Genomic DNA, 21,364 nt, shown 5'->3' on the forward strand with positions numbered 1-21,364 from the left:
AAAGATGGGAGATTCTTTTTCGAATGGCCCCTCCCGGAGCGGAACTGCAGGGGCAGATGGACGGTGAAAGGTTCTCCGGGCGGGGAGGCGGGCGGCCAGCAGCTGCGCTATGACGGAATGGCCGGAGAAGTCGAAGTATGTGGAACGCACGCCGCCGGGGCTCATGACCGGTATCTTGCCCAGTTTGCATGCAGCAGGCAGCACCGAGCTGGACGTAAACGGCCGCAAACATGGTCGCATCGGGCGGCCAATGGAGGGCATTTAAACTTGCATCAAGTTATAGGTTAGTTTAGGGTTTAGTTAGGGTTTGGTTAGGGTTAGTTTAGGTAAAAGCAAAACTAAACCTAACTTAAGGCTAAGCTATAGGTAAACAAAAACTAAATTAAGGGATAAGAAGAGTAAAATTGATACATTATTAGCATGAAACATCGTATTCACTTCATCTTTATCTAGGCAAAACCCCATCAAGCAAATGTATTATATGGAAATATTAGTGGATTAGCCATCTGGTTATACCAATAATATATTTATTATAGCGCAGAGAATTAATCGCTATTGTAATAGCTCTTTTTTCTGTAAATTTGATGTAGGCTAGTACACAAAAAGAACGCCTTATTTTTAAGAAATTAAAGATATTAAATACTTTTATTCGAAATAAAATCATATTGATCCATGATAGATTATGCTCAGCTTTTAAAACAGGTAGAAGAATATGCTGAAAATTATATTACAGAAAATATTTCAATCTGCCACTGCTTCCATAATACGATACACACGCGTTCCGTCGTAAGTTCGGCGGAGGAAATTTTATTGTATTATCAATTGGGAGAGGAGGATCACTTTATTGTTATTAGCGCGGCCTACTTTCATGATCTTGGGTACGTTCACTCCGACAATGCGATTGGCCATGAAAAGAGAAGTGTCGAAATTGCTTTGGAATTTTTGAGAGAAAAAGGCATACCACAGGGCATACAGGAAAAAATTAAAGGTTGTATTTTAGCAACTCGAATGCCTCAGGATCCAACAAACCTGCTCGAGCAAATTCTCTGCGATGCTGACTTATTTCATTTTGGAAGTGATGATTTTGTTACTAGAAATAAACTTATGAAAGCAGAAGCGGAAGCGGTGTTAGGAAAAGAGATTGACAAAGATGTATGGCGAGCCGGTACGATCAAACTCCTAATGAGCCATCATTACCATACTGAATATGCACAACAAAAGCTTAATGCCAAAAAGGAGATGAATTTAAAGGAACTGGAAAAAAAACAAGAGAAATCAATCAAGAAAAGCAAAGAAAATAAAAAAGAAGACAAGAAAGAAAAAGAGAAAAGTAGCAAGCCTGAACGCGGAATAGAGACCATGTTCCGGATTACTTCTTCAAACAATCAGCGATTAAGTGATATGGCAGACAATAAGGCTAATATTTTATTAACCGTTAATTCTATTATCCTTTCCGTCGTCATTGCTGTTTTATTTCGAAAACTAGATGCGAACGAACACCTTATTATCCCAACAATTATCTTAACAACTGCCGTGGTAGCCACCATGGTCATGGCTATACTCTCTACAATTCCTAAAATTCCATCCGGTAAATTTTCAAAAGACGAAATCGAACAAAAATCAGTCAATCTGCTCTTTTTTGGTAATTTCTACAAAATGAAACTCGATGACTACAACGAGGGTATGCAAAAGGTAATGGTCGATTCTGAGTTTCTATATGGCATGCTCACGAAGGATGTTTATTCACAAGGGGTGGTATTAGGAAGGAAATACAAACTTCTACGATACGCATATGGAGTTTTTATGTTTGGACTTGTAATATCAGTCGTTTCTTTTATCGGAGCAACCCTATTTTAATCCCCTATAAATGCCATCTAAATACTTCATAATCAAATGCATGTACTTCCTTTTATTTTATCCAAAAAAGTTCGAAGAATTCAATCGTTAGCTTACAATAGGCGGACATCAAAGTATCGATGCTTTCACAAATAGACTGCCACAGCAAAAAACATATACGGATGATGAAGAAAGATCTTTATATCAACAGAGACATTAGCTGGTTGTCGTTTAACGATAGGGTCCTTGACCAAGCCGGTCGTCAAGAGGTCCCGCTATTGGAAAAACTGCAGTTTCTTGCTATTTTTTCTTCCAATCTGGATGAATTTTATCGGGTTAGAATGCCTGTATTGATGGCTGGAAAAAAAATAATAAAACAAAACCCGCAACAGCTTATCCCCAACATAGACATCGCTACATATAAAAAAGCGTCAAAATTCATCCACAAACAACAGGAAAAATTCGGGTTCCTACTCACTGATATTATTCAAGAATTAGCGAAAGAAAGTATATTTTTCATTTACAACCAAGCTATCCCAGCAGAAATAAAAGGGCTAACTGCACACTATTTTTTTAATACAGTTGCTTCCTATCTGCAAATTATCTCCATAGATGATACGTCATTTTTTCCAGACAACAATCAGCTGTACTTCGCCATTAAGGATGAAAATACAGAAGCAGTATCATTCCTAAACATCCCATCAAACTATATCGGTCGATTTTTCACCTGCGAGACCAATAGCGGCAAATATGTCGTCCTTATAGATGATATTATCAAAGCATTTCTACCCATGGCTATACGAAATTTATCATTAAGTTTCTATTCCTTTAAAATCACAAGAGATGCCGAGTTAAATCTTCAAGACGAATTTGAGGGAGATATTGCACAGAAAATCGAAGCGGAAGTCAACAAACGTGACCTTGGCTATGCGACGCGATTTCTCTATCAACCTAATCTACCAGAGCCGCTAATTGAAAGACTGGCAACCTTATTCGACCTACGGAAAAGTAGCATTGTTGAAGGCGGAAACTACCACAACTTGAAAGATCTCTTCTCATTCCCGATTAAAATAGAGAACCTTTCGTATCCAAAACAACTACAAATCAATACCGATAAAAATTTCGAAGAATCTATCTTTGATCAAATTGACCGGGAAGATCTGTTGGTCTGTACTCCCTATGAATCCTTCGATCCTATATTACGCTTTTTTAATGAGGCCGCATTAGATCCATCCGTAGAAGAGATTTATACGACTTTATACCGTATAGCAGGCGATTCTCATATTGCACAAGCATTGGCTACCGCTGCGAAAAATGGAAAACAGGTCAATGTATTTGTAGAATTAAAAGCGCGCTTTGATGAAGCTAATAATATACATTGGGCTCGGCTGATGAAAGAGAACGGCGTAAAAATCACCTACAGTATCCCAAACTTAAAAGTTCACGCAAAAATAGCACTGGTCAAACGTCAGGCAGGTCGACAAAGTGCTTTACTGGGTACGGGAAATCTAAATGAAAAAACGGCTAAGGTTTATACGGACTACTTCCTTATTACTTCTAATAAGCTGCTGACCAACGAATTAAATTTGCTATTTAAGTTTCTTCCAGCCCGAAGGAAACCCCACAACTCAAATGAACTATCATTTGAACATCTACTAGTAGCACAGTTCAACCTCAAGCTTACGTTTTTTGAGCTGATTGACCGAGCCATCCATGCAGCTCAAGATGGAGCTCCAGCAACGATAAAAATTAAATTAAACAATCTGGAAGAAGAATCGTTAATCAACAAATTGTATGAAGCGAGCCGGGCAGGGGTGAGGCTAGAGTTGTTGATCAGGGGGATCTGCAGACTAAAACCGCAGGTACCGGGACTAAGTGAAAACATCACCGTGAAAAGGATTGTAGGAAGATATTTAGAACACGGAAGAATATTTATTTTTCAATATCAGACCCAAACGCTCGTTTATCTCGGCTCATCAGACTGGATGAACCGCAACATTTACCGACGTATAGAAACTTGCTTTCCGCTGCTGAATCCGACACTGGCACATCAAATACAGGAGATGTTCGATATCCAGTTTTCGGACGACACCGAAGCTACATTACTGAATGACAAGGGGCAAAACCAAGCGATAGAAACGCAGCATAAAAATGTTTCGCAACAGCAAATCCTTGATTATTTAAAAGCTAAATGGAACAGTATACCTATTCAATTAAGTAATTCATCACAACATAATTAACTTGAAAGTACGATACTAAAAACATGGCATCTAAGCTCGTTCTGAAACGCCACGACCACATCAATTGAAAATATAATAATATGAAAAACCCCAACCTACATATAACTGCTATCTTAAGTCTAGTCTCGGCTATTTTACTTGCCTGCAACCCCAATAATACAACCAAAGAAAACAGCAACAAGCCAGCTCATATTCAAGCTGAAAAATCACAAAGCATTCCCTACACATTATCTTCGGGCAGCAAGATGAGTTTACCTAACGAATTACTGGAAATATCCGGGATCACCTTTCTTCCGGGGCAGGATGATGATATTTATGCCATTCAGGATGAACAAGGCTTTCTGTATAAGTTTAACCAACCCACACAAAAAGTCACCTTCAGCCCTTTTGGGAAAGATGGCGACTATGAAGATATCTCGATAAGCGATACACACTTCTTTATCTTAAAGAGCAACGGCAGCATCTATTCTTTTCCCATTTCAGAAAAGGATGATATAAAAAACGTTGTCGAACAGAAGAATTTACTTCCAAAAGGAGAATATGAAGGGCTTTTTGTTGATCGCGAAACTAACCAGGCATATGTATTATGTAAAGAATGCAAGGTCGATAGAAAGCAGTCACAAACCTCTGGATATATCTTTTCAATTGACGAAAACAGTCAATTCCATCCGAAAGGAGAATTTTCTATTCAGCTTGATGAACTTCGTGCTTTTGATACTAAAATCAAAAAGACTTTTAAACCATCAGCCCTAGCAAAAAAAGCAGATAGCAAGGAGTGGTACATCTTATCTTCTGTAGACAAAGCTCTTGTTGTGACGGATGAGAATTTTCATGTAAAATCGCTCTCTCCATTAGATCCGAAGATCTTTCCTCAACCCGAAGGTATTAACTTTGATTCAAAACTCAATCTTTATATCAGCAGCGAAGCCGGCAATCAGGATAAAGGGATCATTTATAAATTTGAAAAACAATAGGCATGCAAAAGGTCGTACCATTCTTTCTTATTTTTCTTGCTAGTCATTCTTATTCCCAGCAAAAGCATACAGGGTTGCGTACGATTCAGGGCACACCCTTTGCTCAAACCATTATTAAGGACAGTATAAGTGTCATAGCAAACGCAAAATATGGTGAAGCCAGTAAATTTAAAAAGTTCTTCCTTGGCGAAAACTACCGCAAAGAATGGGCTGCGGAAACCACTTTGCCGCTGCTTCAACTTTCCACATTATATGGTGGTCTGCGTCCTGTTAAACAAGGCGGTGGAATGCAATCGGTTTCTTTAAGACTAACAGATTCTATGGGAAGGGAATGGGCGTTGCGATCGGTCAATAAAAGGACTGAATCCCTTATACCAGAAGAATTGCATGGTACCTTTGTGCAGGATGTATTGGATGATGCCACCAGTGCCCAGCATCCCTATTCCGCGCTGATGATACCCGCCTTGGCCAATGCCGTAAACGTCGCACACGCTCATCCAATCATTGGCGTTGTAGCACAAGATAGCCTATTAGGCGAATATGCTCCACTTTTTGAACATACAGTAGCTCTACTGGAGGAGCGTGAACCGCTCGGAGATTCAGACAATAGTCCTAAAACTGTGCGAAAGTTGCAGGAAGATAATGACGACAATTTTAAAGCCAAAGCGTACCTACGCGCAAGAATGTTGGATGTCCTGGTTAGTGATTGGGACCGACATGAGGATCAATGGCGATGGTACGATGAGAATCAGGATAGCACAGATCAGGATAAAGACTATATTCCTATTCCCCGCGATCGCGACCAGGCACTGCGTGTCACGCAAGGTTTCCTGATGAAAGACATCTATCAGCAATTCGTCAATCCGGTCATGCAGGGATTCACCACGGGCATCCCCGACATTCGCTATTCTCTTTTCAAATCGCGCTTCTTAAATGCTCATCCGAGCAATCAGCTCTCCCACAGGGAATGGGCCAAAGAGGTTAAGCAATTTGTAACACGCCTCACAGATTCCGTGTTATGGCAATCCGTACAAAGCCTCCCGCAGTCGTCCATTACTATTCGTGGAGAACAAATCTTCAAAACACTTCAGAGCCGCCGTGATGCACTGCCAACTGCGATGGAAGAGTATTACAATTTTATCAATAACATTGTCGATATTCACCTCAGCGACAAAAACGAAAAGGTAGAAATATGCAGCACTGGAAGTAAAAACTTAAAAGTCAAAGTTTCGAAGATCAACAAAGTAGGCAAAGTCACCAAAACTTTGATGGACAAAACCTACAAAAATACCCTTACAAAAGAGATTCGCCTCTATTTAGGTGACGGAAAAGATTCTGTTTTAATCGATAATGCGCAATCTCCCATCAAACTAAGAATTATAGGCGATAGCACACCAAAGACTTATGTTATCAATCAAAGCAAATCAAGGATACAGCTTTACGAAAACACTAAAAATTCCGTTATGCTCGGTGAAAAGAACAAAATAAAGCTTCATTATGCTCAAGATAGCATCAACACGCAATTTGTTCCGGTAAACCTGTACAACACCTGGCTTCCCTTGGTTACTGCCGGCTATAATGCAGACGACGGTATTTCCCTCGGACTCGGATCAGCTTACACACATCAGCGTGGCTTTAGAAAAAGCCCCTTTACCTATAGACAACAGCTCACCGTAGCAACCGCCTTTCGGACTGGAGCATATAAAATTCACTATAGAGGCGAATGGACTGCTGCTGCCGGCGATGCTGATATTGTTATCGATGCCTTAGCGAAAGCTCCCGACAACACACAGAATTTCTTCGGTGTAGGAAATAACTCACCATTTTTAGAGGAACAGTATGGTGCAAAATATTACCGAAGCAGATTTAATATCTTCAATATCAATCCACAGTTAAGATGGAAACCTTCATCCACGTTAAACGTTGCCGTAGGTCCACATATCCAATTTTATCATTTAGATCCTAATGAGAATGAAGATCGATTTATTTTAAATCCTCAGGCTTTACATTCTTACGATAGCTTGTCGATTACCAAAGACAAAGCTTTTGCAGGTATCAATGCTTTTTTAACACAAGACTCACGTAATCGAAAGATTAATCCAAGTAAAGGAATGTATATCAAAGCCGATTTGAATTCTTATTTTGGACTCAATCAGTATTCAAAAAATTCGGCGCAGTTAAATGCTGCGATAACTGGATATTTTAGTGTACTCAATGAAGGCATTATATTCGCCAACAGAACGGGCGGGGGAGCAGTTGTCGGAAATCCTACATTCTATCAATATTTATTTCTAGGCGGTCACGAAAACCTTAGAGGATTTCGCCAATATCGATTTGCAGGACAGCAGATGCTTTATAATAATTTAGAGGCACGTCTTAAAATAAAGGATGTCAGGAGCTATGTTCTCCCGGGTGAATTTGGACTCATGGGCATGTACGATATTGGTAAGGTATGGGCAAAAGGCTACAATAGTGGTAAGTTTCATCAAGGTGTGGGCGGGGGCATATATTACATCGTCGCAGATGCACTTCCCTTACATTTTGTGATGACAAGATCGGATGAAGGCTGGTACCCTTATTTCAGTACAGGTTTCCGCTTCTAAAATTTTAAATCCATCATTCCGCTCTTCATTGGAACGAACCAAAAAAACAGCATATCAATGGCATTTTTTTTTGCAAATATATTGATCAGAGGAAATTCTGGAAGATCTTAATGTTATATATACATGCCATCCATGATACGGACATCATTGCGCGGATCATCGAACACTTAAGATTGGAGGATGTACAATGCCCTGCTAGCCTAAAAGCAATTTGCTATAGGTGAATTTAAACTATCAGGATTTCTCTTAAATTTGTCCAGGGAAGGGAAGTTTTTCCAATTGGAAATGCCTTTATACAATGCGGCGCCAACTGGAGATTATAATGAAAATTACTTAAAAGGATTACCATGATTACAGATGCCAACTATTTTTATCTAAGCGATTTGCTTGGCACTTTATTTTTTGCAATATCAGGTACCCTTTCAGCAAAACGTAAGGATATTGATATTTTTGGAGCGGCCTTTTTAGGTTTTGTTACCGCCATTGGCGGGGGATCAATGCGGGACATTTTTTTAAATCTGCGCCCAGTCTGGGTAAATGACAGCAATTATCTCATCGCTATTTTCATCGGAATTTTAATTGCCATTATCTTCAATAGACAATTGTATGGTTATTATCGTACATTGACACTTTTTGATGCCATCGGAATTAGCTTTTTTACCATCTTAGGGGTGCAAAAGTCACTGAATTATGAAAGTAATACCTATGCTGCCATTATCTTTGGAATGTTTACTGCCGTATGTGGAGGCATGACACGCGATGTCCTGTTGAATGAAACACCGCTCATCTTTAAGAAAGAAGTATATGCTACAGCCTGTTTAGGTGGTGGTCTCATGTATATTTTATTGGTGCACCTTGATCTTGATGTTTCGTGGGCAGCCTTTATCGGAGCTGCAGTTGTATTTTTTATACGAATGACTGCCGTTAAATATCGTTTATACTTACCTCGCCTGGATTGAGTGGAATCCCTTACCCCGATTAAATTCACTGTCAGAGGTTTTGATGGACTATTTATTGGGTTTCAACAGTAAATTGTAAAGAGGACTGGAACGATCGAACCTTGTGCTTCGAAACTCCAATCGCTAAACAAGGAGGAGAGATAAAAGAAAAAGCGTTAGTACAGACTAACGCTTTTTCTTTTGCTGTGGGAATCGCATTTTATAACCAACGCGGATATTTCCTTTCGAAATGGCATCCAGCCGACTTTTCAACATCGTTTTTTTCAACGTACTCAATTTATCGGTAAACAACTTTCCTTCAATATGATCATATTCGTGCTGAACCACGCGGGCAGCTAAACCAGTGAGATCCATTTCGTGTTCCTCGAAGTTTTCATCCAGGTAATTGATACGGATATTCCGATGACGTAATACATCCTCGTTAATATCTGGGATACTTAAGCATCCTTCTCCGAAGGTCCATTTTTCACCAGACTCTTCTACCATGATCGGGTTGATAAAAACCTTTTTGAACGATTGAAGCATTTCTTTGTTTTCTTCGTCATCTTCTGCAAAAGGAGTTGCATCGATAACGAACATACGTATAGGCAAGCCTACCTGCGGTGCCGCCAAGCCAACACCATGCGCCGCATACATGGTATCGAACATATCATCAATCAATTTCTTTAAATCAGGATAGTCTTCATCTATTTCTTCAGCGACCTTTCTTAATACAGGATCGCCATACGCCACTATCGGAAGTTTCATATGTAAATAATTATTTATATAAGTGCAGATACTCCTAATCGTAGGAGTACACGACACGTCGTTTGTTCTTAAAGGTCATTTCGTACCTATTGAAATTTTGCACAATTAAATTTTGATTCATGTTCGACTAATTTCTGAACCTGATTCGCTCTGCTTTTAAACCAAAGATACGCTATAGCACCATTATACGCTCGCTTACAAAGGTACGGATAATTATTAAAATCGAATATTTCGTGAAGACTTCCACAAAAGTTACTTTTGTTTTATGGATCCATCGTTTATACAGCTGTCAACACAGTTTAAGCTTAGACTTGAGCAAGCGCTTGAAGTCTCATTACAACTCTTTGAAGTTGATGGATTTATACAAATATCCTCCCTTGAATTAACAACAACCATATTATTATACCCTAACAATAAACCTATTAGGAGCCAAACTTCCGAAACTTGTATTCATATTGATGAAGACCTATTAACAACCAAGTTTGAACTCATCGTCAAGCGTATTGTTTCGCGAACTAAAAACAACAAATCTATCTTCGCACGCAAGACTGTGGTGGCACGGATCGATAAAAAGACAAGCTTACAGTTCCTCGTGGAACATCATTTACAGGGTGCTCTGCCAGGTAAATATCGTTATGGACTCTTTGAGAAGGGCGAGCTTGTTGCTGTCGCTATATTCTCTGGGGGGCGCCGCATGATGGACAAGGAGGATGACTATCGTTCTTTCGAGCTGATACGCTTTTGTAACAAAGCGGGATTCAATGTAATCGGTGGGTTAAGCAAATTGATCAAAGCTTTCTGCAAAGATTTTTCACCTGGAGATATTATGACCTTCACCGATCGCGATTGGAGCCAGCACTCCTCTTTGGAAAAAATCGGCTTTGTTGTGAAAGAAATAACAGCTCCGATCAACTTTTGGGTAGCAGACACAAAAAGACATGTTTATCGTAATAAAGAAGAGTTAAATGCATTAATTAAACAATATCCGCATGGCCTTCCAAAGGAAAATATGGGTAGCATAAAGATGATTTTATACCTAAAATAAGCTAAATTGTGTATATTGTACACTGTAAGGGTTTGAAAAATAAATAATCAAAAAATAATAACGTTATGAAGAGAAAACTTCGCATGGGTATGGTTGGAGGCGGTAATGATGCCTTTATCGGAGCTGTACACCGTATTGCCGCTTTTATGGATGGCAAGATTGAGTTAGTTTGTGGTGCTTTTAGTATCGATCCACAAATTTCAAAACAATCTGGAGAAGACCTATTTGTAGCACCTGAGCGTGTCTATTTAAACTATGAAGAGATGATCGAGAAAGAATCTTTGCTTCCTGAAGGAGAGCGCATGGATTTTGTAACGATCGTAACACCTAACTTTCTGCATTTCGCTCCAGCTAAATTAGCCATGGAAAAAGGCTTTGATGTCGTGGTTGAAAAACCAATGACTGTATCTGTTGAAGAGGCAAAAGAATTACAAGAAACTGTAGAGCGTACAGGCCGCACACTGTGTCTTACACATACTTATTCTGGCTATCCGATGGTTAAACAAGCAAAAGCGATGGTCAAGGAAGGTCACTTCGGAAAGATCAGAAAAATTGTTGTTGAGTACCCTCAAGGTTGGTTAAGCCGGTTAACAGAACGAGAAGGCAATGCTGGGGCCGCCTGGCGTGCAGATCCAAAACGTTCTGGTAAATCTTTGGTTATGGGTGATATTGGTACACATGCTGCACATTTAGCAGAATATGTATCTGGTTTAAAAATCGAAGAATTATGTGCAGATCTAACAACATTCGTTGAAGGCCGTCTATTGGATGACGATGGTTCGGTACTTTTACGTTTTGAAAATGGAGCAAAAGGTGTATTAATGGCCTCCCAAATTTCAGCAGGTGAAGAAAATGCTGTTCGCATCCGTATCTATGGTGAAAAAGGTGGATTGGAATGGGCTAACGAGGATCCTAACAATTTAATCATTAAAATGCTTGATCAACCGCGTCAGCTTTATCGTACAGGAAATGCTTATGGTGCTCCCTATACCTTAAGCTCATTTGCAACACACAACACCCGTGTCCCGGCTGGTCACCCAGAAGGTTTATTGGAATCATTTGCGAATATCTATCGTAATTTTGCTGCAACTGTGACTGCAATACGTGAAGGAAAAACTCCTACTGCAGAACAACAAGATTTTCCAACAGTATATGATGGCGTAAGAGGTATGGCTTTTATCGATACTGTCGTAAAAAATAACGAAGGAACAGAAAAATGGACTAAATTTGTTCTGTGATAGACAGATTAAATCCTATACTTTCTCTTTTGGAGCAGCAGGCTGTTTCAAAGGAGAAAGTTATCGTTATTTTAGGCCCAACTGCCTCCGGTAAAACCAAATTGGCGGTACAACTGGCCCAGCATATCGGCGCTGAAATCATCAGCGCAGACTCCCGCCAGATTTATCGGAGAATGGATATCGGCACGGGAAAAGACCTATCCGAATATCAAAACATTCCCTACCATCTTATTGATATTCTCGAACCGGGAGAACGCTATCATCTCGGAAACTTTATCGAGGACTTTCACCATGCGCAACAATCTATTTTAGAAAAAGGAAATCATACAATTCTTTGTGGTGGTACAGGCCTATATATTCAAAGTGTTATCCAACAAAACCCATACGCTTTGATCCCATCGATAGCAGGCCTAAAGGAGTCATTGCTTGAGTACTCAGAAGCTGAATTGCTAAAACGTCTCCAGGAATATATACTACCGGCAGATTTCCAAATCGATTTTTCTACTAAAAAGCGAATCATCCGAGCGATAGAAATATTGTCTTTTTTAAAGATAAATCCAAATCATCTCGCTCAGCAACGGATGGTTGACAGTATAGTGATCGGATTAAATCCGCCAGTGGAATCCAGACGTTCGCACATTAGCCAAAGGTTAAAACAACGTTTAAAAGAAGGTTTTTTAGAAGAAGTTGGAAAACTTCTGAGTGAAGGTATCACGCACGAGCAGCTTCAATATTATGGACTGGAATATAAATATGGCTCACTCCACCTTCTTGGACAGCTCGATTATCCAGCTTTCGTTACTAAATTAGAAACTGAAATACACCGCTACGCTAAACGGCAAATGACTTATTTCCGAAAAATGGAAAAGGACGGCATATTTATCCACTGGGTTTAAACAATAAACGGAATAAAAACAAAAAAGGGCTAGTATTCCTACTAACCCTTTTCGTTAATCTCTTTCTATTATAACTTGATTTCTTCATCCTTCGCATTGAAGAAATGGAATTCAGTTAGATAATATGACGTCATTGGATTTACTTTAATCCATTTTCCGTACTTGATGAACCATTTCATTCTTTTCGAAATCAAACCAGACTTAATGTAGGCGTCTATATAAGGGTGAACACATAAGGTCACCTTTTTTTCGTTTTGTTCTTGAAGAATAAATTTCAAATTATTTTCAATATCATCCATCACGACAATACTTGATCGGATCTCACCTGTACCATCACAAGCCGGACATTTTTCGTTTGTGACAATATTCATTTCAGGTCTGACGCGCTGACGTGTAATTTGCACCAATCCAAATTTACTTGGTGGTAAAATCGTATGTCTTGCTCTATCCGATGCCATACATTCTTTTAAGAATGTATACAGCTCTTTTCGATGATTGGGTTTATGCATATCGATAAAATCGATGACTACAATTCCACCCATATCACGCAAACGCAGCTGTCGCGCAATTTCTTTTGCTGCTTCCATGTTGACCAGCAATGCATTGTCTTCCTGATTCTCCTTATTCGCAGAGCGGTTACCACTGTTGACATCAATAACATGTAAGGCTTCGGTATGCTCAATAACGAGATACGCACCACCTGGTAATGTTACCGTTTTGCCAAAAGCTGCCTTGATTTGCTTTTCAACTCCAAAATGATCAAAAATTGGCTCTTTATGTTTATAAAGCTTGACAATTTTCTCCAAATCTGGAGATATATCGTGTATATATGATTTTGTTTCTTCGAAGATCGAAGGATCATTAACATAAATATGCGAAAACTCGTCGGTCAAAATATCCCGTAGAATAGTGGATGCACGATCCATTTCTCCAAGAACCTTTTGCGGCGGTTCAGCATTACGAAGACGTTTGGTAAATAGCTCCCATTTTGAGATCAGGTCCAATAAGTCACGTTGTAGTTCTTCGACCCCCTTACCTTCAGAGACTGTACGGATAATCACGCCAAAATTTGCAGGCTTAATTCCTTCGACAATCTTCTTGAGACGGTTGCGTTCGTTACTACCTTTGATACGCTTGGAAATGGAAACAGTACTTGAGAAAGGTACCAGAACGACAAAACGACCTGCTATTGAAAGGTCTGAACTCAGACGCGGTCCTTTTGTTGAAATGGGTTCTTTGGCGATTTGTACTGGCACGAGCATATTTTTGCTCAAGACATCAGAGATCTTACCAGCTTTATCGATATCCTTTTCAAGTTTTAAACTATTGAGCAGTTTCTCTTGATAACTGCCATTCTTGACTATACGGGTAAGCTTTAGCAAAGATTGAACTTGCGGACCCAAATCTAAATAATGTAGAAAAGCATCCTTTTCGTAGCCCACATCTACGAATGCTGCATTAAGCCCTGGCATAATTCGCTTAATACGTCCGAGATAGATATCTCCAACGGCGAAGTTATTATTTGCGGGCTCGCGGTTAAGTTCAACAAGCTGCTTATCTTGAAGTAAAGCAATAGTTACCCCTTTATCAGGAGTTGAATCGATAATTAATTCCTTTACCAAAAGCTACTCATTTTTGATACCTATGCAATATCCTATCGCAATCTTTGGTATCCGATTAAACATTTAAAGAACGTTGTTACGAAAAAAACAATCTACATACCCTTCACAGACATGTAGATCGTTTCGTAAAGCTATCTCAGCAAAATGGGCCAAGATGTTTAAAAGCTCATCACAAGACTATTTTTTCTTGTGTCTATTTTTTCTTAAACGTTTTTTACGTTTGTGAGTAGCCATCTTGTGTCTTTTTCTTTTTTTTCCGCTTGGCATAGCTAAATTTTTTAATGATTATAAAATAATAAATTAATTACTTGCTCAATTCAGCAATCTTTCGATCAATGAATTGTGATAGGGAAGGATCGGCTGCCAGTTCCTTACTTTTTTGAAAAGCAGTCACAGCTTCCTTTTTCATCCCAATATTTTCGTAGCCCGTGGCTAAGTAAAAGTATGACTCAGCATCGGGTTTTTGATCGATAACGGTCTTAAAACGCTCGATGGCTTTGTCAAACTGACGGGACTGTAATGAAAACAATCCCAAAGTTTTATTTGCCTCTAAATTTTTAGGATCTGCAGCAACGACTTCCCGCAATAAGGCAATACCTGCCATGGGATTATTCGTTCCTGATACCATTGCGGCACCTAATCCTGTTTTTGCGTCCAAACTACTTGTATTCGCTTTTAACGCCGCCTCATAGGCATGAATAGCATTTTGATTCAACGCCTGCGCTAAAGTAGAATCTTGCAAATTTGTATAAGCAGCACGATACGCGTTACCTGCTTTCAACCAATACTCAAATTTGGGTGAAACCTTTGCCATTTCCTCATAGACGAAAGCCTGAGGGGCTGGTTTAGCGACATCATCCCACTTATCTGCCAACTGTTGCAACAGCTTTATCTTATCCTCTCCAGAAGCTTTTGCAACTTGGCCCTCAATATCGGAAATTTCTTTGACTAAACTAGCATCTAAACCTTGTTTTGTCATCGAAGATATATTTTCCAAATTTATTTCATTGGAAGGCTTCGATCCAGATGCTGCAGCAGTTTGTTTTTCTTTGTTCACCAAACCTTTAATAGGCTGCGCCAAAAGCACAGCAACCAAGGCTACTACTGATCCTATTACTATTATCTGTTTGGTTTTTGCCATGTTAATCTATTTTAAAGATTATTTATTGCCATTCTTTACTTTCTCTACGAAAATTTTAGCTGGCTTGAAACTAGGAACAAAGTGTTCAGGGATAATGATTGCTGTATTTTTTGAAATGTTTCTTGCAGTCTTCTCAGCTCTTTTTTTGACTACGAAGCTCCCAAAACCTCTTACATATACATTTTCTCCTCCGATCATTGCGTTTTTGACAACTTTAAAGAACGCCTCTACGGTTTCTTGAACATCTACCTTCTCTAAGCCAGTTTTGGTAGAGATCTCTGCAATAATTTCTGCTTTAGTCATATCTATTTTACTGTAATTATTTATTTTTCAACCCTTAAGCCAACTAATGTTTGGGGATGCAAAAGTATTGTTTTAAAATGAGTAATGGAAATTATTTAAATACTTTTTTGATAAATAAGCTTCCAAAAGCCAAACATTTACAATCATTTAACGAGATCCTAGTTTTATCCAACCATTAAAATAAAGTCCAAAAATAAAAACAATTATCTAATTTACAAGATGTTGACTCATTAGTTGCGCGATAAAAATCAATATATGCCAATAGCATGACTTAACCGATCCAAATCCGCTTCGCTATGATGTGCATTCACCACAATACGGTTCAATAGCGGGTCTGTAGCAAGCGGATAGGGAAAGCTCGAAACCAATATACCTGACGCCATCAGTCTTTCATAAAGGTTGATGTCTGTTGATGAAAAGACAGGAAAATTAGGCACAGCATTTAATCTGGACATTATACGTGCTTTGAAATAACTGCTGTTGTACTGCAGTTTTTTGAATTGCTGTAAATAGATCTCCTCTCCATGTACAAATGCATATAAGCTCGCAGGCGAACTCGGAGATGCACCGGTATAAAAATTGGATTTTTTTAGCTTTTGGATCCGCTGCTCATCTGCCAGAATCAAACCCGCATCTGTTGCCAGCCCTTTCGCTAATGAAGCCACGACAATCAGTTCAATATTAGCCGAATTAAAACGGCTCTTATCGAACGAAATACTATTTTTTCGCATAACACCAATTCCATGAGAATCGTCCAGCAGCAACAAAACCCGCTTGCTTGGATTAATCTGTGCAAAGACAGTAAAGTCATAAATCTCCGGCTTCATATTATCGAGACTGTTGCTGACAATAATAAAGGATTTTTGAACCGATTGGTTAATATATGCAACAGTTGAATTGGCCCAGTCAATAAAACTTCCCGCTACGACAGGTTTTTCGTCTAGCCACAACGAGGGGTGACAGGAGGGGGCATATAGCAATTCTCCTTCGCCGGCCAATGTCTTAATCAAAAATTGAGTAGCTAGATATCCACTGGAAAGCAATAAACTCGCTTCAAAATCAAAACGCCTCGCCGCATATCTTTCCGCTTGGTCATAGATCGCCTGTTGCACATTATTATTTCGCGAAGTCCCGTTATTTATGCCATAGCGTTGTATACCTTCTATAAAAATAGATGCATACGTGTGATCAGTTGCCAAACCTAAATACGAGGTTCCTCCAAAAAAAAGATATTCTTTGTCATCGACTGTAATAAGCCGGCCTTTTGGTTGTTCTAAACGCGTAAAATTATTCATGTTGGTGTTACCGATTCTTTTGCCCTGCGCCCCTACGCTTCGGGACTTGCTATATATTGTGAATGAATCGAAAAAAGCTATAATATTTTCGAAAGCTAGTCTAAATGATTGCTTGTAGCTATTTTCCACTTAGCCAATCACTTGGTAACTGCGTGGAAATGTTTCACTATTGGTACATCATAGCCGTCAAGAATTTTAACACAGTCAACATTCGCACAGCATACTAACAGTCATTTAAAATAGTTATTCGCTTTTTCTTGACTTAAATTACAGCGCACACTTCTGTTATCAAACCGTATTTTTCGGCATCAATTTACAGCATAAAATTGGGATACCTCAATTCATCACGATATTTTGACATTCCATCCACTCTTTTTAGCAGTAAATGGTACTATCAGCCATATTTGAGCAAATATAAAGAAAATGAAGCTGTTATTAACCTTACTATTTATTTCCATTAACATCCTATTTGCACAGTCTATTCTAAAAGGAAAAGTAGTCGGCAAAAATGGTAAACCTATTTATTTGGCCAATATTTATATCGATGGTAGCTATGATGGCGGCACCACAGATTCACTTGGCAACTTTGCTTTTGAAACGAATGAGCAAGGAGTTAAAATCATCAAAGCCTCCGTAGTTGGCTTTCCCCTATACAGCAAGTCTATCCAACTGCCACAAAAAGAATTTCTGACTATACAAATGCTAGAAAGCGAAAATCGTTTACAAGAAGTCACCATTCAAGCAGGTATTCTGCAAGCAAATAGTTCCGGTAAAAACACCGTAATGAGCCCTTTAGATATCGTTACTACCGCAGGAAGTATGGGCAATATCATCAGCGCGCTGGCCACATTGCCTGGAGCACAGGTCGGAGGAGAAAATGGACGTCTTATGGTCCACGGTGGAGATGCTTCCGAAACACAGACTTACATTAATGGTATCAGAGTCGCCCAACCTTATACCGCAACGCCTAATGAAATTCCTGTCAGGGGCAGGTTTTCGCCCATTTTGTTTAAGGGCGTGAATTTTTCTACTGGGGGCTATTCTGCAGAATTTGGAAATGCACTGTCAAGCATTCTAGCCCTGAATACCGAAAACACGATAGAACAACCCAAAACAGAACTTTCGCTATCTTCCGTTGGATTAGGTTTAGGGCATACTTTACAATGGGGCAAAAATTCGCTAACCTTCAACAGCAATTATACAAACCTAAGCCCCTATTCAAAAATTATTACACCAGATATTAACTGGACGAAGCCCTATGAAAATGCCGCTGGAGAAATGATTTATCGCCATCAATTTAAAGAAGGCTTTCTAAATATTTATGGGGCTTACACTTTCGAAAATATGGGGCTTTACCAAGCAGACATCAATTACCCAAACCCTGTCCCGGTGAAAAAGAAATCCAACAACGCCTATACCAATATCAGCTACCGCCAGAATTTAGGAAACCGCTGGACGCTCGAATCGGGCATAGGCCTAGGCTATCTGACGGATAAGGTTCATTACGGAGAGGTCTACCTACCTAATGATGAAAAGAGTCTTCACTTAAAAGCAACACTAAGTAAAATCTGGAACAACAAGATTAAAAGCATTGGGGGAATAGAATACTTTGACACGAATTATCAAGAAGAATACCACCGGCAAGACCTTGACTATATGTATGGATTCCAGAGCAAAATGACTGCTCTATATACTGAAACGACCTTTGGTTTCTTACCAAACTTGATTGGGAAGATCGGCCTGCGAGAAACCTCTTCCAATTTGCAAAACAAGAAAACGTTAGAACCGAGGGCTTCGCTGGGCTACGCGTTAAATAAATATACCCAGCTCTCTGTTGCTTTCGGGAACTTCCATCAGCAGGCACCTACACCAGTATTAAAATATGCTCCTCAGCTCGACTGGTTAGCGGCCAAACATTATATCGCAAATTATTTCTATGCGCGTGGAGGACATCTACTTCGTTTAGAGGCATACCGCAAAACTTATAACAACTTGGTTAAATACAATAGTGTAACACCTCAATATAATAGCCAATATGACAATAATGGAAGCGGAGATGTCAAAGGCTTTGACCTATTTTACAAAAACAGCAGCAGTGTAAAAAACCTACAGTACTGGATATCCTATTCCTACACAGACAGCAAGAGAAATGAAGCGAACTATCCATCTACTGTTACTCCGCCTTATGTTTATAAACATAGTTTTAATATCGTTGGAAAATATTGGTTTTCAAGCCTTCGTTCACAACTCAGTTTGACTAACGCTTACGTATCGGGCAGAAATTATAATGATCCTAACCAAAGCTCCTTTATGGATGGCCACATCAGGGGTTATAATAATCTATCCATGAGCTGGTCTTTTCTCTATAGCCAACAAAAAATTATCCATTTCTCCGTCAGTAACGTTCTCGGCGCTTCACCGATCTACGGTTATCAGTACGCAGATCAACCAAATGCACAGGGAATTTATAACCGTAGACCGATTGTCCCTACAGCCAAACGATTTGTTTTTCTTGGGTATTTCTGGACGATCAGTAAAAACGACAAAGACAATCAACTGGACAATCTATAGGAAGCAACAGCTCATCAGGGAAATACGTCGGTTCATCCAAATTTGTTTTTAATTGAGAGCAACGATACGCAACTTCACCCCTGTAAACTCGAAAAGACAATAACAAAAAAATACTTACTACTAAACTAAAAATTATGAAATCGATTATTATCGCCATTATCTGTTTAATAAGCAGTACAACATTTGCACAGAGCAATTATGAAAAAAGCATGGGCCAGGCCATGGGTTTATGGCAGTCAGGAGAGACACAAAAGGCGGCAGCTCTTCTCGAACGTATTTCACAGGTAGAAAAAAACAACTGGATACCAGCGTATTATCAAGCAATGGTGTTCACAACTGCTTCCTTTAAAGAGAGAAATAAAGAAACGCAAGCGAAATATATACAATCTGCGGAAGATATTTTGAACAGCACTGCACAAGACAATAATCCTGAATGGCTTATTTTACGGGCAATGAACAAGACAGCATTAATGATAACCGATCCCATGACAAAAGGTAAGGAACTGTCGCCTATCATCATAGGCCTTTATAAGAAAGCACTTGCATTAGCCCCCAATAATCCACGAGCAGTATTGGGCCTCGCAGAATTCCAAATGAACGCAAAAAAATATTTCAATCAAGATACCCGTAAAGAATGTGAGGATGTCAAGAAAGCACTATCTTTATTCAATGAACAAAAAGTCTCCATTCCCTTTGCGCCATCATGGGGCAAAGATCGGGCAGAACAACTGTTAAAAGAATGCAATTAATACTTTGTGAAAAAAGCACCGTTTAAAGCAATTATACAAGCGTTATTGGCAAGCTTCGTCGTAAGCACTTATTTTGTGGTTATGGCCAAGCTTGACCATAACGATGTCCCTTGGACATCCATTATTTTTCACCCTAATATGGCCAGAGGTCTTTTATACGGATTTTTTCTTTTCCTAGGCCATAACTATCTGTCGAAATGGGTAGGGAATAAATACCCTAACAGTAAAGATTTTGGGAAAAAGATGCTTATCTTCTATAGTGTCAGTTTCTTCTTGACCATAGTAGTCGTTTTTATTGTGAATGCTTTTTTCTCCGGCCTATTCTACCCGGGCGTTACTAAAAGCTTCGCTCAGCGCTTTCACCATTTCACTCATCAGCAGCGTGTTGCATACTACTTTCAAACGGCGATGATATCATGGTGCATTTCAATGATTTTCTTTGGTCTCTACTTTTATAAAAGGTTCAAAGACTATCAAATCAAGGAATCTCAACAAGAAAAGGAACTAATAGCAGCACAATTTGAATCGCTCAAGAATCAACTCGATCCGCATTTTCTGTTCAACAGTCTGAATGTATTAAATGGTTTAATTGAGGAGAGTCCCAAAAAGGCCAGCATGTTTACCACTGATCTTTCTAAAATCTATCGCTATGTTTTGGAGCATAAAGATAAAAGTTTCGTCTCACTGCAGGATGAGCTCACTTTTTCAACAGCCTATCTGAATCTGTTAAGTCTTCGATTCGAAGCGGGAATTCAGATCGATTTAGAGATCAATGATGAGCAGCGTAAGGGATTTATTCTACCTCTTTCACTTCAACTACTGATCGAAAACGTGATCAAACACAATGTTATTTCACTTAGAAAACCTCTTTTATTAAAGATTTATCGAAAAAATGATTACCTCTATGTTGATAATAATCTTCAAAAGAAGAAGGTGCTCCATGGCCACTCGGGAATTGGCCTAAAAAATATTCAGGAGCGGTATGCAATACTCTCCGATTTACCCGTGTATATTGAGGAAAGTGATATCCTGTTTTCAGTTGGGCTACCGATTATCAAAGAAATTGCGCCCCGCCCCCAAACTCTTGCGCTGTAACGGGCACTAAATTAAAAACACAAGGATCCGACGACAAATAAGCACCCTAT

Annotated in this window: 17 protein-coding genes; 12 read left to right on the plus strand and 5 right to left on the minus strand. The window is 39.3% G+C overall.

Annotation, left to right across the window (positions count from 1 at the left end; all coding sequences use genetic code 11):
- Nucleotides 1-117: 117 nt before the first annotated feature.
- The 6 genes from B2W36_RS03615 (at nucleotide 118) to B2W36_RS03640 (ending at nucleotide 8,612) form a co-directional block, all read left to right on the plus strand.
- On the plus strand, nucleotides 118-288 hold the full coding sequence (locus tag B2W36_RS03615) for a hypothetical protein (protein WP_293886460.1): 171 nt from the start codon (nucleotides 118-120) through the stop codon (nucleotides 286-288).
- Between the two features lie 384 nt (nucleotides 289-672).
- Nucleotides 673-1,857, plus strand: coding sequence for a Pycsar system effector family protein (locus B2W36_RS03620; protein ID WP_293880353.1), 1,185 nt, complete (start codon nucleotides 673-675; stop codon nucleotides 1,855-1,857).
- A gap of 161 nt (nucleotides 1,858-2,018) precedes the next feature.
- Complete coding sequence (gene ppk1, locus B2W36_RS03625; protein ID WP_293886461.1) at nucleotides 2,019-4,076, plus strand: polyphosphate kinase 1; 2,058 nt, start codon at nucleotides 2,019-2,021, stop codon at nucleotides 4,074-4,076.
- 80 nt (nucleotides 4,077-4,156) lie between these two features.
- The gene (locus B2W36_RS03630) at nucleotides 4,157-5,050 is read left to right on the plus strand and encodes a hypothetical protein (protein ID WP_293880349.1); all 894 of its coding nucleotides are present in this window, start codon (nucleotides 4,157-4,159) and stop codon (nucleotides 5,048-5,050) included.
- A 2-nt stretch (nucleotides 5,051-5,052) separates the two neighbouring features.
- Nucleotides 5,053-7,653 (plus strand): BamA/TamA family outer membrane protein, encoded by a 2,601-nt coding sequence (locus B2W36_RS03635; RefSeq protein WP_293886462.1) that lies wholly within the window; start codon nucleotides 5,053-5,055, stop codon nucleotides 7,651-7,653.
- Nucleotides 7,654-8,000: 347 nt separating this feature from the next.
- A complete protein-coding gene (locus B2W36_RS03640) occupies nucleotides 8,001-8,612 on the plus strand; it encodes a trimeric intracellular cation channel family protein (protein ID WP_293880346.1) in 612 nt (203 codons plus the stop codon).
- A 165-nt stretch (nucleotides 8,613-8,777) separates the two neighbouring features.
- Here B2W36_RS03640 and def read toward each other — a convergent pair whose 3' ends face one another.
- Nucleotides 8,778-9,359, minus strand: coding sequence for a peptide deformylase (gene def / locus B2W36_RS03645; RefSeq protein WP_293880344.1), 582 nt, complete (start codon nucleotides 9,357-9,359; stop codon nucleotides 8,778-8,780).
- Nucleotides 9,360-9,624: 265 nt separating this feature from the next.
- On the opposite strand from def, the gene B2W36_RS03650 reads away from it, so the two are divergent.
- From B2W36_RS03650 to miaA, 3 genes are all read left to right on the plus strand, one after another.
- Nucleotides 9,625-10,404: a hypothetical protein gene (locus B2W36_RS03650; protein ID WP_293880342.1), complete on the plus strand. Its 780-nt coding sequence runs from the start codon at nucleotides 9,625-9,627 to the stop codon at nucleotides 10,402-10,404.
- A 65-nt stretch (nucleotides 10,405-10,469) separates the two neighbouring features.
- Nucleotides 10,470-11,642 carry a Gfo/Idh/MocA family protein gene (locus B2W36_RS03655; RefSeq protein WP_293880340.1) on the plus strand — a complete coding sequence of 391 codons (1,173 nt, stop codon included), beginning with the start codon at nucleotides 10,470-10,472 and terminating at the stop codon, nucleotides 11,640-11,642.
- Complete coding sequence (miaA, locus tag B2W36_RS03660) at nucleotides 11,639-12,538, plus strand: tRNA (adenosine(37)-N6)-dimethylallyltransferase MiaA (protein ID WP_293880338.1); 900 nt, start codon at nucleotides 11,639-11,641, stop codon at nucleotides 12,536-12,538. The genes B2W36_RS03655 and miaA overlap by 4 nt, the downstream gene beginning before the upstream one ends.
- A gap of 68 nt (nucleotides 12,539-12,606) precedes the next feature.
- Here the strand turns inward: miaA and B2W36_RS03665 are convergent, their stop codons facing one another.
- The 4 genes from B2W36_RS03665 to B2W36_RS03680 form a co-directional block, all read right to left on the minus strand.
- Entirely contained in the window at nucleotides 12,607-14,160 is a 1,554-nt protein-coding gene (locus B2W36_RS03665) for an Rne/Rng family ribonuclease (RefSeq protein WP_209576864.1), read from the minus strand.
- A gap of 304 nt (nucleotides 14,161-14,464) precedes the next feature.
- A complete protein-coding gene (locus B2W36_RS03670; RefSeq protein ID WP_293880334.1) occupies nucleotides 14,465-15,301 on the minus strand; it encodes a tetratricopeptide repeat protein in 837 nt (278 codons plus the stop codon).
- 18 nt (nucleotides 15,302-15,319) lie between these two features.
- The gene (locus B2W36_RS03675; protein WP_046673299.1) at nucleotides 15,320-15,604 is read right to left on the minus strand and encodes an HU family DNA-binding protein; all 285 of its coding nucleotides are present in this window, start codon (nucleotides 15,602-15,604) and stop codon (nucleotides 15,320-15,322) included.
- A 248-nt stretch (nucleotides 15,605-15,852) separates the two neighbouring features.
- On the minus strand, nucleotides 15,853-16,899 hold the full coding sequence (locus B2W36_RS03680; protein ID WP_293886463.1) for an 8-amino-7-oxononanoate synthase: 1,047 nt from the start codon (nucleotides 16,897-16,899) through the stop codon (nucleotides 15,853-15,855).
- A gap of 423 nt (nucleotides 16,900-17,322) precedes the next feature.
- Between B2W36_RS03680 and B2W36_RS03685 the strand changes: the two genes are divergently transcribed.
- The 3 genes from B2W36_RS03685 to B2W36_RS03695 all read left to right on the plus strand — a co-directional run bounded on the left by B2W36_RS03685 (nucleotide 17,323) and on the right by B2W36_RS03695 (nucleotide 21,314).
- Nucleotides 17,323-19,470 carry a TonB-dependent receptor gene (locus B2W36_RS03685; RefSeq protein WP_293886464.1) on the plus strand — a complete coding sequence of 716 codons (2,148 nt, stop codon included), beginning with the start codon at nucleotides 17,323-17,325 and terminating at the stop codon, nucleotides 19,468-19,470.
- A gap of 134 nt (nucleotides 19,471-19,604) precedes the next feature.
- Entirely contained in the window at nucleotides 19,605-20,219 is a 615-nt protein-coding gene (locus B2W36_RS03690; protein ID WP_293886465.1) for a tetratricopeptide repeat protein, read from the plus strand.
- A 6-nt stretch (nucleotides 20,220-20,225) separates the two neighbouring features.
- Complete coding sequence (locus B2W36_RS03695; RefSeq protein ID WP_293886466.1) at nucleotides 20,226-21,314, plus strand: sensor histidine kinase; 1,089 nt, start codon at nucleotides 20,226-20,228, stop codon at nucleotides 21,312-21,314.
- Nucleotides 21,315-21,364: the final 50 nt, after the last annotated feature.

This window comes from Sphingobacterium sp. UBA3549, assembly GCF_002376635.1.
Taxonomy (GTDB): Bacteria; Bacteroidota; Bacteroidia; order Sphingobacteriales; family Sphingobacteriaceae; genus Sphingobacterium.